This is a genomic window from Rhodococcus sp. 05-2254-6, from assembly GCF_002258565.1.
Classification (GTDB): domain Bacteria; phylum Actinomycetota; class Actinomycetes; order Mycobacteriales; family Mycobacteriaceae; genus Rhodococcoides.
The window spans coordinates 1-16,874 of the sequence record NZ_NOZF01000043.1; the positions used below are offsets into that span (position 1 = coordinate 1).

Here is a 16,874-nt window from a genome sequence, read left to right on the forward strand (position 1 = left end):
ATCGTGAATGTGCGCGATAGCGGCTGAGGGGTCGAAGCCCACTGCCCAGACCGACCCCAGGATCTGTACGTCGACTTCGACAGCAGGCTGCGCGTGACGAACCCGGTTGAGCATCGCTGTCACCTCAGGGCCGTTGGCCGGTCTGGACTCGGCCCCCGGTCGTAGATAGATCAGACCGTTCCGAACATTCTCCCCGTCACGCGCAGCCTGCTGTCGAAGTCGACGTACAGATCCTGGGGTCGGTCTGGGCAGTGGGCTTCGACCCCTCAGCCGCTATCGCGCACATTCACGATGCGGTCAGTGATTTGCGGTCCTCCTGCCCGAGCCCACCGACGTCCACCACGACCGGCGGGACCGGAATTGGCTTCGCGTCCGGCGCACTGTCGAGTTTGGCGATGTCCGGGTTGGCCGGCCGAAACGACTCGAGGAGTCGGAACGAATTTCAAGCTGAGGTCGACAACTACGAGGCAGCGTCGATAGCAGCCGTGGACGATGTACGCGGCGCGGTCGTGACCACGGCGCCGGGATTCTCTGTGCGGGTGATCAACAAGACGAAGCGGTCGCTTGACGACGTGGAAGTCGTCATTCACCTCGATCCACCATTCGACGTAGTCGACCACGACGACGAAATTGCTACAGACCTGCTTCCCATGCAGCCGCGTAAGTGGGGGCCGGAGCCATTGATTATTCCCAGGATGTTGGAGCCGTTCTACCCCGCGCCCGCGAACCCCGCGATCGACGGGTGGATTCGAGTCGAGCAGCGCACGGATGGCGGCCTCGACCTCGTAGTCGATGTTGGACATCTGCGGCCGATGAAGACGGTTGAGACCGACGACCTCGAGTTGGTGCTGATGGTGCCCGTGGAAGAGGCTCAAACCGTTATGCGGGCGCGCTGGTCAATGACCGCGCGCGATGTCCACGACGAGTTCACCGGTCAGGTTGCCCCGGTGCCGGTCAGCGGACGCGATGTCAGCGAGGCTGTCGCGCAGCATGTGGCGATGGAGATTCGGAACGGCCGCGCCCACTAGCTAGGACGTGCTGCGGGCGTGGTGATGCTTCTGGCTCGGTACCGCTAATGGCGGCGGAAGGTGCGTGTGGCCGGTCTCAGATGCGTGGTCCGCGGGTCGGCCCGGATCGTCGGGCCTGTTGCTGGCGCAGTTGTTCGCGACGTTCGGCTTTACGTTGCTCGGCGAGACGGCGTTGTTCGGCGGCGCGTTGCTCTGAGGCTTCTCGTCGCGTCCGGTCCGTGTCGACGATCGGATCGGGCGTCGCGGGTTGCGGGGCCGGTGCCGACTGCTGTCCGGTGCCTGCGTGTTCGGGCACCGGTGCGGGCGCGGTGACTGTTTTGATGCGGGCGTTGACCTGATCCCATGCTCGGGCCGCTTCGCCGTGTTCGGGTCGGTCTCCGATGAGGGTGCGGTCGGTGTCGATGCCGAATTGTTCTCGGTAGGCCCCGACTTGGCCGGCGGTGATCTGCCAGCGCAGTCGGGCACCGCCGGAGTCGGGAACCTCGCCGAGGTGGCGGGTCCATGCGGGCTGTTCGTCGATGGCGTGCTGTCCGAGTTCGCGGGTGCGTTCGGCGATCTCGGTGTATCGGCGGCTGCTCCAGGCGACGAGCTCGGGGTCGATTCCCTCGCGGTCCTGCATCGGTGGCAGGACCCAGCTCGGGGCACTGTGGTCGCGTGCTTCTCGGCCGAGGGGCCAGCGTCGTTCGGCGTCGTCGAGTAGATCCGCTGCACTCGGGTCGGGGTCGGTGACACCACGCCGCAGTTCCACGATCGCTGCGTGGGGGTCTTTGCCGGCGCGTTCGGCATTGCGTAGATGGGCGGCGAGGTCGGGCCACGCCCCGTCGTCGCCGAGGATCGTCTCGGCGTGCTCACCGAACTGGTTGCGCAGCGTCGGTTCGATGCTCTGCGCCCACGCATGCATCTCTTCTGCACCGTTCTCGATGCGCTTTTCGAGTCGCCAGTGCATTACGGCGGAGACGGAGTCGGCGCTGGCGAGTTCTCGCTCCGAGCGGGCGGCGGCGAGGGTGGGGGCTGCGTCGAGGCCGAGCTGCTCGGCTCGGCGGTATTGGTGGACGAAGGTGTCCCATTCGGCTTCGGTGATCATCGTGTTCGCCAACTCCGGACCCATGTTCTCGCGGACGATCGCTTCGATGCGGTGCTCATCGATGAGCTCGCCCGCGTACTCGTATCCGCCGACGTTGTAGTCGAGCTTGCGGTGGGCGGCGGCGGCGTCGCGCTGCTGTTCGGTCGCCGAGACGTCCGAGCCGTCGCGGCCGATGATGGTCCGCACGACTTCGTCGGCGATCTTCTTGTCCGGGTGCACGTGGATCAGGTGCGGGTCGACGATGCGGTCGATGGGCACGTACAGCTGGTTTCTGTCGCGGCCGCGGGTGAGGGCGACGTAGAGGGCTTGCCGGTTCATGGTGTCGTCGACGAGGACATGGACCTGGTCGACGGTCATGCCTTGCGACCGGTGAATGGTGGCGGCGTAACCGAGCTCGCAATGCTGTTTGACGTAGTCGGCCGGCAATCGGATGCGCCCGCCGTGTTCGAGGTGGCGCACGGTCAGCGATCCGTCGCGGTGCGCGGTCTTGACCGTCCACAAGTCGCCGTTGCGCACTCGTTCCCCACGTGTGCCGGTGACGCGAAGGCTGGTGTCGTTGCGGCGGGTGACGATGCGGTCCCCGGCGCTGGCGCGCAGTCCGTCGGACAGGTCGTTGCCGCCTTTCTTGACCAGTCCCTTGGCGAGTCGTTCGGTGCGGGCCCGGTCGTTGAGGTCGCGGACGGCGTGGTTGCTGCTGGCGATCATCAGCGACGTCGTCTCGGTCTCCGAGGTCTTCGCCCACGCGGTGAAGACTTTCTCGGCGAGGTCGTCGGCCATGCCGTGCTGCACGCGGTCTTTCGCGGCGTACCAGGCGGCGACGGAGGTGTCGCCGTCGCGCAGTCGCAAGGAGATCTCGGCCTCTTCCTTGTCGCGGAAACGGTGGACGTCGACCAGCTCCGGTGCAGCGCTCGATCGGGCGACCAGTCGCAGTGCGCCGCCCGTATCGACGGCCGCGAGCTGCTGCGGGTCACCGAGTAGCCGGACCACTGCGCCGTGCTCGGCGGCGATGTGAGTCAGCCGGTCCAAATTGTGTGTCGACGCCATGCCTGCTTCGTCGACGAGAATCATCGCCCCCGGGGTGATGCCGGTATCGAGTTCGTTCTCGTATCGGGTGAGCACGTCGTCGATGGTGCGGCCGGTGACACCCAGCTCGGTGCCCAGGACGTCGGCAGCTTTCGCGGACGGTCCGAGGGCGATCACGTCGTATCCGGTACTGCGCCACGCATCGACGACGACGCGCATGGCGGTGGTCTTGCCGGTGCCGGCCGGACCGACACCGGCAGCCAGCAGCGCACCCGAGAACAGGAAGTGCTCGACGAGTGCCTTCTTGTCCGCGCCGAGATCCCAGCGTTTGCGTTGGGTGTGCGCGGCGAGGGCCGCGGTGTAGGCGTGGGCAGGTGCCATCACCGCTGTCGGGGTGTGGGCGGCTCCCACGAGGCGGTGTTCAGCGGCGAGGATCGCTGCGCTGGTGTAGGTCTCGTTGCCGTGCACGGTCAGAATCGACGCCCCGTCGCTGCGCTGCAGCGCCTTGGGTGTCGCGTCGACCTGGCGAGTCAACCGGATGGACTCTGCGCCGAGCGCGGCTTCGGTGACCGTCTCGGCGACCCCGTCACGCTCGGCCGCGGTCGCGAACACCAGTGGCCGTAGTTGTCGTTGAACCTCGGCTTGGATGTGCCAGCGGTTCCAACTCGAGCGCTGCTGTGCGATGCGGGCGACTGTGGTGCGGGCGATCTCGCGGTGGTCGATCGAGGCGGCATCGGTAACGGTGATCGTGTTCCCGATGCTCTTCTTCAAGGCTGACTTCAGGGCACGTCGGCCGACGACGTCGAGCGCGCGTTCGCGCCATTCCACGCGTTGGGCACCGAGCGATTTCGGGGGTGCTTTCTCGTTGCGGGTTTCCAGGGTCGCTTGGTCGGCGAGGCGCATCTGCATCGCGGTCGAGGGGTCTTTGCCGTGGGTCTTGCGGTAGTCCGAGACGAGTCTTTCCAGTCGTGACTCGATGGCGTCACGGCGGGAGAACTCGCTAAGCAATGCGGTGGGGATGCCCTCGATCTCTCGGACGGCGCGCTTGTTGATTCCGGTGCCCGGTCGGTCGGCGAACACGGTGCCGAGCTCGCGGGTGACGTACTCCTCGATGAGGGTGTTGTAGCGCTCGGATGCGGCGACGGCGAGCTTGTGCAGCACGCGCCCGTCCAGGCTGCGCCACTTGCCGTCGACGCCTTGCACTTTGGTGGAGATCGCGACGTGGGTGTGCAGGTTCGGGTCACCGTTGCGGTTGTCGCCGTGATCGAACCGGGTGTACATCAGGCCGGTCGATTCGATCTGTCCAACACCGGCTTTGCCGACGCGGGTGTAGGAGGCGTTGTCCTCGACCCAGCCGATGGCATCGGTCACCGCGGCGCTGTGTGCGCGCTCGATCGCGACGCGGGTGTCGTCGTCGCCCAGGCCCCAGAGAACCGACACCGACTTCTGTGGCGTAAAAACGCAGTCGTAGCCGGCGACGGGTTGACGTTCGCGGCGTTGCTGCGAGGCGATGTAGCGGACGAGTTCTGCTTCGCTGGCCGGTGATCGGCCGACTTCGTGGTGGAACTCGTCTGCTCCGACGCGGTAGCGGATCTGCTGGCACTGCTCGGCGGTGAGCGACTTTCCGCCGGCGGCGCGGTCGTTGTCGATCTCGGCGCGGATGCGCTTCATCAGCGGCACCTCGTTGCGGAAGCTCGCGAACTTGCGGCCCAGCCGCACGCTCTCGATCGCGGCGTTCGCTTTCGTACCGTCGAGGACGGCGGCCTCGATCAACGCCTGGGCTTCGGGGTGCAGACCTTCGCCGAACAGGGCTTTCATCTGGTCCTCGCGGACGTACCCGGACACGCCGAGTTCGGCCGTGGCCCGCCCTCCCCAGATGCCCGGTTCGGTGCCTTCGGCCGTGTAGTAGTCGGTGAGGTCTTGGCCGCGTTCGCGGCGAATGTCGTCGCTGGCGACCTCGCGGGTGAGGTAGGTGTAGCCGTCGCCGGCGTGCAGCGCGTGCACGGTCATCATCGCGGGCACCGCCGCCGACGAGCGGGTATGCGACGAGATCTCACGAGTCGATCTCCCTCGAAATCTGCTTCTGAATCGCGCGGCACGGTCGCGATAGTACGCAGATTCCGCCCATGGACACTAATAGTGCAAGAGGTGTGTGGCGTTTAGTTTGGCATTTTTCGAAGTAATACACGAAACCTGAAGTCGATAGTATCTAGATTTCGGACGAATTAGAACGTGCATGGACAATGAGGGACGAAAGTTGTAGCAGGACAGATCAATCAGGGCGACCGTGGGAGCGTATGGCCCTTTCGCCGGCCAGCCTGTTGGCGGTAGCCTGTCCGACATGACTCCCTCAAACGGTGGACCGATCAGCGCTCGGGAACGGGCTCGGCGGGCGAATGCGCAGCGATTGTCGGACGCACAGGTGCGTTTGAAGAATCAGGAGCAGGATTTGATCTCGTATTTCGATGCGACCCGCGACGAACAAAAAATCAACGACGATGTGACCACGAGGATCGAGCGCTTGCGGCGGGACGCGGAAACCAAACTTGAAGCGGCGTATGAGAGACGCGCAAGAGCACTGGCCGAGCTCAAGAAACGCGGTGAAACATACGCCAGCATCGCTGCCTTGGTGGATCTCTCAGTGCCCGAAGCGACGCGGTTGGTCAAGTCGACGATGACGGCACGTACGACCCTCAGGCCCGATATCGGTCCGGCTGCAGAGAATGACGCGGGTGGCACGAGTAGCACGGATGAAAGTTTCGAGAGCCCTGGGGATTCCGCATCAACTGCGTCTGCAGAGCCTTGGATAGATGAAGACGCGGGGGCGGATGAAGAGGGCGCGCGCAGCATCGCCTGACAAACGAGTTGAGCTAGCGCCGCAGGCTTCACGCCCGCACACACCGAAGGTTCGAACTCAGTGCAACACAACGGTATTTCGCGAACGCAATGGGAACGCACGCCCACTGCACATAGCCAAGGCGAGGCGTTATGTCGTTGACTTGGTGTTGAATCCGGCTTGAGGTCTGAGGTGAACGATCGTGATCGCCCTTGTTGCCATCGGCTTGATCGTCGTAGGAGCGCTGTGGCGCGCCGGGAAATCCGGGTCAGGTTGGTGGTTCGCTCCTCTGCGGGCAACGGAAATCATCGCTGGGGGCGTGTTTCGCATCTGCGTGATTGTTGCGTCAATCGTGTTTGCATTCGTCGTCGCTGCCGTCGTCGGCGCGTTGCGCAGCACCTTCCGCCCTGGCCAGTGACACCCGCATCTTCATGCCCTCGGGCGCATCAGCGGATGCCTGGACAAACCCAAAACGGTACGACCCGCCGGTTGATGCGTGTGTGCTATCAGTCGGCGCAGCTCAGCACCCGATCATCACCCGAATCAGAAACCTATTGCCCACGATAGCGGGCCGGAGGAAACGTCACACCCGAGCAGTCATTGGCCTGGCCCGCGCCGAGCAAATGTCCTGTGGGCAATGCTTCGCGACGAAGACAGTACGTGTCGGCCTCTGGTTCTGAGAAGGTGACTGCTGCGTCGAGAACCTAAGTTCATCATTGCGGGTCGACGCTCGGCAAATTCGGTGTTGAATTTCGGGCCTCAACTACGTCGCTATTAGACGAAGCGGCCGAAGCTGGGGTGGATGGCGTAGATGCGCCGCCGATTAAAGCTCTCTTGACGTCGGTGCGCCGCTGTCGTCATCGGCTGGTTGGGACGCGTGCTCCCAATATTGCTGCTGCTCGGCGAACTTCGGCCACGACCTTGGTGCGGGTGCCCTCGCCGAACGACTCCGCGGGACCCGTCACACCGAGAACGGCGGCCAGGGTGCCGTCCTGAGCGTGCACCGGAGCGGTAACCGATGCAATCCCGAACAGTCGTTCGCTGATCGAGAAGGCGTATCCATCTTGGTGGATCTGCTCGAGTTGACCCCGAAAGTCGGCTTTGGTCAGGACGCTCCCGTCGGCATGCGCGATCTCGGCGACCCCGGCCATGGCGTCGTCTATCTCGGAACCACTCATTTCTGCGAGGATCGTCTTGCCCGCCCCGCCGAGATGAAGCGGGAGTCGCTCGCCGACTGGGAGGACGTAGCTCAGCGGATGATCGCTCTCCACACGTGCGATGAGCACCCGACTGTGCTCGACACGCACATAAATCGACGCGGTGAACCCGGTATTGGCGGCGAGCTGTTGCAGGATCGGCTGGGCGAGCACGCTCAGCGGGTTGGTCACCATGAACGCGTGTGCCACGGCTAGGGCGGCGGGACCAGCGGTGTACCCATCTGCCGATCGTGCTGCAAAGCCTCGCTCCATCAACACCCCGAGGATGCGTTGCACCGTGGCGACATGCAGATCGGCAAGACGCGCGAGTTCGCTCAGCCGAAGGGGTTGCTTGGCCGACTGAAGAACCGTGAGGACATCGAATGCGCGGTCGAGAGACCGCATGTTGCCTGCTGGCGCTGCCATAGTCGTCCTCTCGAAAAATCGCTCAAGAGAACTTATCACTGTGCGATAAACAAACGTCAGCGCAGTGCAGTCGCGTTGCACGGTGAGCCGACACCGCCGACGATCGGCAGCGGTTTGACAGTGAGCATGGCCTCCCATGTTCCGGTGGCGCGGCTATCTGCCACCAGATCGGTGAGGTTCCACAATTCGCCCAATGGAACACCGAGTTTCCCGATCAACTCCTGATGCATCATTCCTTTGTCCTCAGGTGCCGAATGCAGGAACGGGCTGCCCTCAAGCACCGGTAGAACCTCCACCGCGAACGTGTCGGTGGCGAACAGTGCGATCTTGTTGTCCCACAACCACTCGAGCAACGCCGGGTGTTGCGCGAAACCGGTCGCGCGCCGTCCCTCTCTGACGGAATTCTGCTCGTCACTCGTCGCATTCAGATACCACCGAGCCCAGCCGGTATGGACGAGAATCAAGTCGCCCGGTCTGACATCGACCTGCTGTCCCCGAACGGCGTCGTCGAGCGTGTCCGCGTCCAGTGCCGGTCCGTCGAGGTGGTCGAGAGGGGTGCCGTTCTCGACCATCATCCCTTCGATGTCGAGAACCAATCCGCGCCCGACGATCGGTGCATCCGCCCACGCTTGCACACCCAGGCGTGGTGCACCGACCACGATGGCAGCGTCGTCGACCCCGTCGTAGAAGCCGTGACCGGAGACCCTGCGGTGACGAAGACCGTCGAGGTGGCTGCTCGTCTGCAGAAAGAAGTGGTCCAGCAGATCGTCTCGCGATTGTTCGTGGGCGCTGACGATGGTATGCGTCGGGGCGGACCGTGAACGCGCCATCGGCGGATCGAACGCTCCAACCGCGTAGTCGAGACTGAAACAGTCTCCGCGAGTGACGATCCGGGCCGCCTCCACAATGTGCTGAGGACCGGCGAAATTGGCGGTGCCCCGGTCGGGATCCTCGAACAAACCCCAGCTTGATCCGGCCGGTGCAGCGTCGGTGCGCATCACCAGGTCTGCATACGGGGACCCCATATGCAAACCCGGTGCCACGTGTCGATCGGTCATGCGTGTTCCGCAGTTGCCGTGCGAGCGGGATCCTCCGTCGACGACGATTCGTCGTCGGGTCGGTGAAAGTACGACAGTGCGAAAGCGAGCAGCCCGGCAACGCCGGCGGACCCGTATGCCCATGGGGCGAGCAATTCTTCCATGTGCGTGACGAACTCGCCGTTACCGGCAATGAGTCCGCCGCCCTGAAGGACGACGATGGCCAGTCCCCCGAGCAGGAAGGCCACCACGCTGACCCTGAAGATCGTCGAGATGCATTTTTCGAGCATGGACTTTCCTTTCGTAGTGGTCATCAGCTGACTGGCAGGAGGCCGAGAGCGATGAGAACTCCAACGCCGAGAATCGGGATGCAGTAGTACTTCAACAACGGGACGAACATCTTTGCCGGGTCGACGCGTGCGATACCTGCGGCAACGTAGATCGGGGCTCCAGACGGGGGCGACGCGCCCTCGGTGGATGCGAAGACCAGGACGGCTGCGGCCGCAACCGGTGCGGGTATCCCGACTCCGACCAGTGCAGCGACGGCGACGCCGCCGACGGCAGCCATCGTGGCCGATGCGGTGAGCGGGATGGCGATGACGACGATGATGACGCCGACCAGAATGGCCATCAGCCAAGCGGGTGCGCTGAGGTTGGCCAGCATGGTGGTCAGCTGCTCGGGAAGCCCGAGATCGCCGAGGACGTTCGAGGCGGAGAACGCCGCCACGATCGTGACACCGATGACGCCGAACTGAGGTGCTGTGTCGCCGAGAATCTTCCACCATCCTCGGCCGGTCTTCGGCAGATGACGACGGCCGAGGAAGAACACCAGAAGAATCATCAGGACCGGGATCCAGGTGATGAGGCTGAGCGCGCTGGACATCACGAGGTCGGTGTACTCGGCGATGGGAACCGCAATCGGACCGCGGGTGAGCAGCAACGGAATGATGATCGGAACGAAGAGCAGCAGTGACGTCCATCCGGCCCGCAGACTCTTGCGAGCGGGAATGCGGTCTTCCTCGGCGATGGGCTGCAGACCGTTCTTGCGGACCAGATAGTAGTTCAGTGCCAATCGGTAACCGAGGCACCACAATCCGGCAAGAGCAAGGGGAAGGATGATCTCATCGGGTTCCATCAAACCGGTGACGGTGGTGGAGCCGACGAGGATGAACATGGTCGCGCTGAAAGGGAAGGTCACACCCATTCCTGCGCAGCCTGCAACGACGGTGGCGGACAGTTCGCCACTGACGCCGGATCGCTTCATCCACGGCACCGTGACGGATCCGACTGCAGCAGTGACGGACGCCCCGACGTGCGCGATGGCACCGAACATGCCACCCGCCACCGTCGAGGTATAAATCGGTCCGCCGCGCAGGCGGCCGAAGAAGGTGTTCAGAATGTCGATGAGGCGGTCGAGGACAGGCGTCTTGGCCAGTACGAAGCTCATGAAGATGAAGGCCAGTCCGGCGAAGGTGACCTCTTCCTGCATCGAGTCGAGGAATCCGTGCCACATGTATTCGGGTGCGCTCCGGCCGGCGAACGCACCGACCACAAGGAACCCGACGATCATCGCCTCGCCGATGTTTCGTTTGAGCACCGCGTTCCAGAAGATGATGGCGACGATGAACGACACCAGCGCCCAGATGGCGATCACGACGCGGCCCTGGCTGCGATGATTGCTGCGCGGCGTTGCGCTTCGTCGGCCTCGACGGCACGGCCACCGGCCAGGCTGCCGAAGGCTTCTGCAGCGGGGACGATGATGACGCCGTCGTCATCGGCGACGACGAGATCACCCGGGTTGCAGACGACTCCTCCGACCGCGACGGGGATGTCGTTGTAGCCGGGGCCGTCCTTGTACGGGCCCGCCGGATTGACCGCCCGGGCCCAAACTCCGAAGCCGATTTCCTCAAGTACATCGATGTCGCGCGCAGCGCCGTCGATGACCATGCCGACACATCCACGGGACCGGGCGCGCTCGGCGAGCAGTTCTCCCATCAGGGCACGGTTCAGGTCGCCATGTCCGTTGATGACGATCACCTCACCGGGGAGCACCTTCGCCACCGCCGCTTGCAGGGCCTTGTTGTCTCCCGCTCGCGTCCACACCGTACGCGCTCGCCCGACGGTACGAGCACCTTTCCACATCGCATGAATTCCCGAGTCGACCATTCCCATTCGTTGGCGTGCATCGCCGATGTTCGCGACGGGTAGCCCCGAGTAGGCGTCGGCGAGTTCGCCGGTATCGCGTCCGTCGGCGTCGGCCAACGAGGCGTGTAGTTCGGCGGCGGCCGCGGCGAGAACCGGACGAACACCGAGCTCGTCGAGCAATTCCACCGATGCTGCGGCTTCCACCGCGCGACGGGCGGCGTGCTTGCGGGTTCCGTCGCGCAGTCGATCGAGGGCATCGAAGCCATCCGACAGTTCGGCGGCGATCTGGCCGCGTACCCACTGTTCGGCACCGGCCGCAGCACCGGCTTCGGTGGATTCGACGATCAGCGCTCCGAGGCCCTTCATGAAGCTGCTACGCAACAACTTTCGCCGTGACGCATCGCCGGGCGCACCGCCGATGTCTTCGACCGAAGCACCCAACGCGCGAAAGTGCTCTGCCGCGGTGCCAGAGCCCGAACCGCTGACGACCAGTGCAGTGCGGGCCCCGTGCGCCGGGACGGAACCGACCACGGCGACGTCGGCGAACGCGACGCCGACGGCGGTCGATACCGCTGCGGCCACGTCATTCTTCACGGCAGCGGACGCGGAGTTCATGTCCGCGTACGTCGTTCCCGCGCTCAGGTGCGGGGCCGCGGCCGTCGCAGCCTGCACGGCCACCTTCGAGCTGGTCAGGCTCAGAACCAGGTCTGCACCGGCCACCGCGTCCGATACGTCGTCGAAACGAACGACGTCCGACGGTGCGGCGGTATCGGCGGGATCGAAACCTGTTACCTCCCAACCTACTGCCGCAAAGCCCGACGAGTAGAGGGTGCCCGCTTCACCGAGTCCCAGGATCGCAACTTTCATTTCTTCCTCTCATAGAGTGATAACTGCTATCACTTGATGCTGTAATGGTGGTCACAGCAGAGGGCTGATGTCAAGTAGGTCGCATAGACGGCTCACACGATGCAGGGCGCTACTCGTCCAATTCATCGCGCTCCGGATAAGTGACCTTGGACGCGAGGGGCCGTTGCGGATAGGTGGCTCATCGGCCGACGTTGCAAACTTCACGAAAATGAAGTCCGGACCAAAATGCGTCGCCAGCTGGCGACATGAAAAGCACCGGCACGCGGCGGTTCGGCAACGATCATTCGACCGAAGGACTGAAACGAGAATTCGGCGACGCCATTGACTGCGCAGGCCAGTGCGTATTTCACACGAAGCCGGGCCGCGAATCTTTGGTGCGCGGCCCTCTTCGAGGTCTGGTGACGGGATTCATCAACGAGCCTGTCGGCAGGTGGCCGCCTCGCAGCGGCTGACGGTTGACACCCGGGGTGTCGGGATCGAACGCCGTGCAGTCGTAAAACGACAGTGCTGCCGGTTGCACCACCTGCGGGTGTTGTCGTGCGCGATGAGTCCGAGTACACCCTCGGCTTCCTCGATGAGCATTGGAAGCTCTCCTGCGGTGGCGAGCGCGAGACCTTGCGTGGCCTAACGCTTCGCGTGAGGATGTCCAGCGGCGGCATTCGCGGCCGCGCCTATGAGATTCTGATGGCCTGGTAATAGTTCACGACAGGGGTAGCTTCCAAAGGATCGGACCAGACGCCCCCGCTCAACATGACGAAGGTGGTCTGTCAACCCCGAAGAGGGGCCGGCGACCGCGGGTGGATTGGTCGGGGTCCCCTGCATGTCAAACTCGGAGGACTCGTACGACCAACACGATAACCGTAGGGGTGGCTCAGAAGGGGACGTGCGAGCGTGGTCATGCGGTCGAATACCGTTGCAAGGCAATGATTATGATCTGTTCGACAACTTCGCGATGCGACGGAGGCGGCACTGCCGCGGCACGTGTCAGGTCGAGTGCGGAGCATCGAATCCGAACGTGCGGCGGCTCGATTGATTGTGTCGATGACGAATGCAGGTATTGGCGCTGGTTACGCTCATGGGTACGGATGCGGTTGCGCATTGCAAATGTGTCGAGGAAAGGTTCTCCGACTGTGGCCAAAAAAGTGACAACCCAATTGGTGGACGATATCGACGGGACGGTTATCGACGACGAATCCGGCGAGACGATCGAATTCGCAATCAACGGCGTCGAGTACTCGATCGACCTGAAGGTGAAGAACGCGAACGAGTTTCACAAGAAGCTCGACTACTACGTCGGACACGCGACGCGAGTCGGTGGCCGCAAGCGCAAGCCCACCCCCGCTGCCGCGTCGGCCGCGACAGCGGCCGACGGATCGGGCAAGCGTGATCCGGAGCAGACGCGGGCGATTCGGCAGTGGGCATTTGATCAGGGCTACGAAATCAGCGAACGCGGCCGCATCCCGGCCGACGTCGAAGAGGCATACAACGCCGCACACTGACAGGCGGCGAGCCGCCGGCGTCCGCGCGAGCGGCGGCTTCATGTTCTCTCTGCTGCCCGGGCTGTGCAGGACGTAGCGCAGTGGAGTTCCATTTGCCTGCCGCCCGCATGGCGGCAACTCGTTCTGCATAGTCGACGGCATCGACTCCCGACGTGCGCGACACGACAAAGGCCCGTCCCCAGGTTTGAGGGCGGGCCTTGTCAGGTAGATGGGGTTGTCAGTCAGTCGGCGGCCTAATGTCTTTGCCTGCGGCAACGTCGCGTAGCCACTGCGGAACCGGATCGTTGTCGTACTCGCGGAGCTTGATCGAGGCTCCTGCGGCTGCCGCGCGGACCCTCCGGCGTTGCTCGGGAGTCCAGGCCCGGCGTGGTTCGGTGGTGGTCATGGGCGCTCCTCGCGGGGTGTTGTAGGTCCATTGTCGCTGTTGTCGTCGGTTTCCGCTAGGTCGTCGCTGCTGGGCGCAATATCTCGGTCGGCAATTGCTCGAAGTGTGCGACGGTCGGTCTTGGCGATGAAGGGAGTTGCGGCAACGGTGCCGAACACTGTCCAGCCGAGCGCAACTTCGTCAGGGTTGTCGCTGACGGTGCGTTCGAGGCACCAGGTGATTCGTTGCCAGGATTGGGAGCGGTTGTCCGCTCGGGTGCGTTGGTTGACGGTTCCGGCGACGCCGACGACGGCGAACACGCCGACTATGAGGGTGATCCAGGCTTGTGCTGGCACGGGCCGGGTTCCTTTCGTGTGGTGGGTCGGAGTGCCGCGCGCTGCGCAGCACCCCTCTACAGCTCGTCGAAGTACGGCGGCCGAGCTCCGCGGCGTTCGCCGAACGTTGCTCGGTGTACAGGTCCGCTCCACACCATCGTCGTAGCGCTTGCTCATGCTCGATTCTGGTCTGCACAATCGGTCTTCACCGGGCGGGTCAAATCAACAGGTCATATGCCCACTCGTACACCCAGCGAGGCAACATAGGTGCATCAAAGGGTGCGGAGGCGAAATTCGACTCGCTGCGAACTGTGCGCTCTGGGATTGCGTCGACGGTCCGGGAGCCGAAGGATCGAGCGGCGACGATCCACTGTCCGCGGTGGTGCACTCGGATTGCAGTCGACATAGTGGACCGCCCACCGGAGTATCCGGCGGTCAGCTGGTGGCATTCCCATTCGACGTGCTGGTTCTGTCCGAAAAAGTGAGTCAGCGTCTCGGCGAAGGATGGCCCGTAGAGGGTCCCTCGGTCGGTGTCGATGCGGGTGAAGTTCATGGTGTTGGCCTTTTCGGGTCATGGCGGCAATGCGAGGTGTGCGTTGAATGTTGCTCAGAACAGGGGAATTTGGTTGCGCGCCGCGAGACTCTCGCGGAGCTCTCGGAACTTGCCCAGAAGGTCTGAGGCGACGGCCTCGGTGTACCCGATGGACCGCGCAACCTCACTGAGCGTGTTGCCGTCGGACAGAGCATCATGGATCTCACGACCGACAGCGAGGTCCTCGACTTCGTCCGTATCGAGACGCGCGACATCGATGGCGGCCAACCGGACAGAAGCGAGGGCAGCTCGACGCCGCACATCGCCCGACTCTGCCTCTCCCCGCGCCGTCACAGTGTGCTACCGCTGCGGAAGGCGTTCAGGCGGTTCGTCGCTTCACGTTGCGCCCTTCCAATTTCGACGAGCTGGTCGAACAGAAAGTCTTCCGGCGCTTCCTCGGCGATCTGCTGAATTCTGATCCCTGCGTCGAAGAAGCTACGTCGGTAACTTTCCGACAGGACCATGCCGGCGTAGTCGGTTGCCGATGCTCCGCATGCGTTCGCTGCGGTGACGTCGGTCAGTGTTCGACGCAGCCGTGCACCGCGGTGTCCGCTGGCACCTGACCGGACAAGGACGCCCAGAACACTCGCGGGGTCGTGTGGGAGGTTGTCGATGATGAGCTCCTGCACGATGCCGTACAGCTCGCGATAGACGGGATCGTGAAAATCGTTGGCCTGCAATGACGCTGCGATGCGGGCGGCCTCGTCGGTGTCCTGCAACCACATCAGTGCACAGATGACCAGTGCTTCCGGTGCCGTCTCCGGATGGTCCGTCAGATCAGCGTGATCGTCGTCGTCGGTGGGTTCCACTGCTCTCAACGGGGTCATCTGTTCGCCTCGTTTCTATGTGCGGGTCAGTTGCGGGAGAACTGGATTCGGTATTCCGGTGGCGCTTTGCTCGGTCCTGCCGCAGTCATCGTCATCGCAGAAATGCGGATCAGATGTAGAGAAGGTTCGGTGGCGCAGAGCCGTCGAACTGCTCGAGGCTGTCGAGGACGGCGTTGTAGTTCTCGGGCCTGCAGCTTCCGAGTCCGACGATGAGGGCACAGGTTCCGTCGAGTGTGACGAGGTAGGACGGCGGGCTGCCGTTGTCGGACGATGCGTGCTCGCGTGCGTCGAGGAGGGCGATACGGACGGCATCGGCGGCGGCCAGTTTCGCGCATTCGAGATTGGGCTCTGCTCCGGTTGCGGTCAGAATTTCGGGGTTGTCCTCGGGGTGTGTGGTGACGGTCCAGGTGATCATCGTTGGTTCCTTGTCGCTCGTGCCGGCCAGCTGCTTGTCGTCGAGCGTCACACGAGGTCCGTAACAAAGCGTTCGCTGCGGAGACAGATCAGGCGAGGGTGTGGATAACTGTGGTGTCGAGTCAGCCTGTGGATAAACGACGTTCGGCCCCGGGGTTGGGGCCGAACGTGTGGTACTAGACGTCGTCGAAGACATCGAGGAGTTTGGCCGGGTCGCGGCGGTAGCGGCCGCCGTCGAGAAATACTCCGACGGCAGCGCGGTGAACGCGTCGGAGTTCGGCCATCAGGGTGTCGTACCCGATGCGGTCGGTGATGCGCCACGTGACAGGTCCCATGTGCAGGTCTACCCAGTGGATGGTGCGGCGTTGTTCGGAGCTGTAGCGGTGATGCGGCACTGCGGTGTGTTCGGGGCTGTCGAGCCACAGGACAGAGATCGCGGCGGCCCCGAATTCTGCGCCTGGTTGCGCGGGGTGAGGGGCTTGTCCATCGGCTCCGGCGAGTGCGGCCCGGACGGTGGCAAATCCGGTGATGACTGCGGATACTGTTTCGGCGCTGCGGAAGGTCATCATGACGTGACCTAGTGCGACGATCATCTGCGCTTCGTCGGTGGCTGCGGCGGTAGCGGTGATTGCGGCCTGTTGGGGTCCGGAGACCAGAACGGTTGTGTGGGTGACGATTCCGGTGGTCCGGGCGTTGTGTGCGGCGGTGGTGCGTCGTCCTGTGCTGGAAGTATTCTGCGGCATGTCGGGCTCTCTTTCTGTTGCGGAACCGGCTCCCCCGGCCCTTTCGCTCTGCCAATTTCTTTCGCCGTCATCTGGCTCGAAGGAGAGAAGGCGGCGCACTGGACCGGCGTCCTGGCCCTGATCCGGAAAGTTTTCAGCCGCAGGCGCTTTGAAAAGTTTTCGGAGCCCATCGGGCCGGAGCAACGCGAAGTCAGGGATGGGTAAGACGGGTCAGGGTGTTGCATGCTCGATCGGAGCCAGATGTGCGAAGGAAATTGTTCTTTCTGCTGTGCGGAGCGCAGCGGAGCTCAAATCCGGAGACCGCCGGAGGTGGTCCCAGGGCAGCGCGCGCCTCGACGCAGACTGAGCCAACCGGGCGCGACCGCATGTCCGCAGGATAGAAGTGCTACCGCGACATCGAGCCTGGTTGCTTTCCGTCGCTCCCGCGCAATCACCCCAGGCTGTTGATGGCTGTGAGG

Annotated in this window: 17 protein-coding genes; 4 read left to right on the forward strand and 13 right to left on the reverse strand. The window is 63.7% G+C overall.

Going from position 1 to position 16,874, the window contains the following annotated elements; genetic code table 11:
• Positions 1 to 485 precede the first annotated feature (485 nt).
• Entirely contained in the window at positions 486 to 1,028 is a 543-nt protein-coding gene (locus CH256_RS04915) for a hypothetical protein (RefSeq protein WP_037192106.1), read from the forward strand.
• Positions 1,029 to 1,104: 76 nt separating this feature from the next.
• Here CH256_RS04915 and mobF read toward each other — a convergent pair whose 3' ends face one another.
• Complete coding sequence (gene mobF / locus CH256_RS04920; RefSeq protein ID WP_094669024.1) at positions 1,105 to 5,148, reverse strand: MobF family relaxase; 4,044 nt, start codon at positions 5,146 to 5,148, stop codon at positions 1,105 to 1,107.
• A gap of 328 nt (positions 5,149 to 5,476) precedes the next feature.
• Between mobF and CH256_RS04925 the strand changes: the two genes are divergently transcribed.
• The gene (locus CH256_RS04925) at positions 5,477 to 5,992 is read left to right on the forward strand and encodes a hypothetical protein (protein ID WP_037192276.1); all 516 of its coding nucleotides are present in this window, start codon (positions 5,477 to 5,479) and stop codon (positions 5,990 to 5,992) included.
• A gap of 181 nt (positions 5,993 to 6,173) precedes the next feature.
• Positions 6,174 to 6,389, forward strand: coding sequence for a hypothetical protein (locus CH256_RS04930; RefSeq protein WP_037192103.1), 216 nt, complete (start codon positions 6,174 to 6,176; stop codon positions 6,387 to 6,389).
• Between the two features lie 439 nt (positions 6,390 to 6,828).
• On the opposite strand, the gene CH256_RS04935 is transcribed toward CH256_RS04930, so the two are convergent.
• The 5 genes from CH256_RS04935 to CH256_RS04955 are packed head-to-tail and all read right to left on the reverse strand — an operon-like array spanning position 6,829 to position 11,642.
• On the reverse strand, positions 6,829 to 7,593 hold the full coding sequence (locus tag CH256_RS04935) for an IclR family transcriptional regulator (protein WP_037192101.1): 765 nt from the start codon (positions 7,591 to 7,593) through the stop codon (positions 6,829 to 6,831).
• A 56-nt stretch (positions 7,594 to 7,649) separates the two neighbouring features.
• Positions 7,650 to 8,651 (reverse strand): cyclase family protein, encoded by a 1,002-nt coding sequence (locus tag CH256_RS04940; RefSeq protein WP_230596314.1) that lies wholly within the window; start codon positions 8,649 to 8,651, stop codon positions 7,650 to 7,652.
• The gene (locus CH256_RS04945; protein WP_230596313.1) at positions 8,648 to 8,944 is read right to left on the reverse strand and encodes a hypothetical protein; all 297 of its coding nucleotides are present in this window, start codon (positions 8,942 to 8,944) and stop codon (positions 8,648 to 8,650) included. Before CH256_RS04945 ends, CH256_RS04940 begins: the two co-directional genes overlap by 4 nt.
• On the reverse strand, positions 8,944 to 10,284 hold the full coding sequence (locus tag CH256_RS04950) for a TRAP transporter large permease subunit (RefSeq protein ID WP_037192097.1): 1,341 nt from the start codon (positions 10,282 to 10,284) through the stop codon (positions 8,944 to 8,946). Before CH256_RS04950 ends, CH256_RS04945 begins: the two co-directional genes overlap by 1 nt.
• Entirely contained in the window at positions 10,281 to 11,642 is a 1,362-nt protein-coding gene (locus tag CH256_RS04955; RefSeq protein ID WP_037192095.1) for a DUF1932 domain-containing protein, read from the reverse strand. The genes CH256_RS04950 and CH256_RS04955 overlap by 4 nt, the downstream gene beginning before the upstream one ends.
• Before the next feature lie 1,130 nt (positions 11,643 to 12,772).
• Between CH256_RS04955 and CH256_RS04965 the strand changes: the two genes are divergently transcribed.
• Positions 12,773 to 13,141, forward strand: a complete 369-nt coding sequence (locus CH256_RS04965; protein WP_094669025.1) for a histone-like nucleoid-structuring protein Lsr2 — start codon at positions 12,773 to 12,775, stop codon at positions 13,139 to 13,141.
• A gap of 217 nt (positions 13,142 to 13,358) precedes the next feature.
• Here CH256_RS04965 and CH256_RS27955 read toward each other — a convergent pair whose 3' ends face one another.
• The 7 genes from CH256_RS27955 to CH256_RS04995 form a co-directional block, all read right to left on the reverse strand.
• The gene (locus CH256_RS27955; protein WP_155292931.1) at positions 13,359 to 13,526 is read right to left on the reverse strand and encodes a hypothetical protein; all 168 of its coding nucleotides are present in this window, start codon (positions 13,524 to 13,526) and stop codon (positions 13,359 to 13,361) included.
• Entirely contained in the window at positions 13,523 to 13,861 is a 339-nt protein-coding gene (locus CH256_RS04970) for a hypothetical protein (RefSeq protein ID WP_052047774.1), read from the reverse strand. The genes CH256_RS27955 and CH256_RS04970 overlap by 4 nt, the downstream gene beginning before the upstream one ends.
• A gap of 196 nt (positions 13,862 to 14,057) precedes the next feature.
• Complete coding sequence (locus CH256_RS04975; RefSeq protein ID WP_094669026.1) at positions 14,058 to 14,393, reverse strand: hypothetical protein; 336 nt, start codon at positions 14,391 to 14,393, stop codon at positions 14,058 to 14,060.
• A gap of 54 nt (positions 14,394 to 14,447) precedes the next feature.
• Positions 14,448 to 14,726 (reverse strand): urea amidohydrolase, encoded by a 279-nt coding sequence (locus CH256_RS04980; RefSeq protein ID WP_094669027.1) that lies wholly within the window; start codon positions 14,724 to 14,726, stop codon positions 14,448 to 14,450.
• Positions 14,723 to 15,259 (reverse strand): DnaB-like helicase N-terminal domain-containing protein, encoded by a 537-nt coding sequence (locus CH256_RS04985; RefSeq protein ID WP_094669028.1) that lies wholly within the window; start codon positions 15,257 to 15,259, stop codon positions 14,723 to 14,725. The genes CH256_RS04980 and CH256_RS04985 overlap by 4 nt, the downstream gene beginning before the upstream one ends.
• 109 nt (positions 15,260 to 15,368) lie before the next feature.
• Positions 15,369 to 15,725, reverse strand: a complete 357-nt coding sequence (locus CH256_RS04990; protein ID WP_256989371.1) for a hypothetical protein — start codon at positions 15,723 to 15,725, stop codon at positions 15,369 to 15,371.
• Positions 15,726 to 15,849: 124 nt separating this feature from the next.
• Positions 15,850 to 16,416 (reverse strand): hypothetical protein, encoded by a 567-nt coding sequence (locus CH256_RS04995; RefSeq protein WP_179272004.1) that lies wholly within the window; start codon positions 16,414 to 16,416, stop codon positions 15,850 to 15,852.
• Positions 16,417 to 16,874 lie beyond the last annotated feature (458 nt).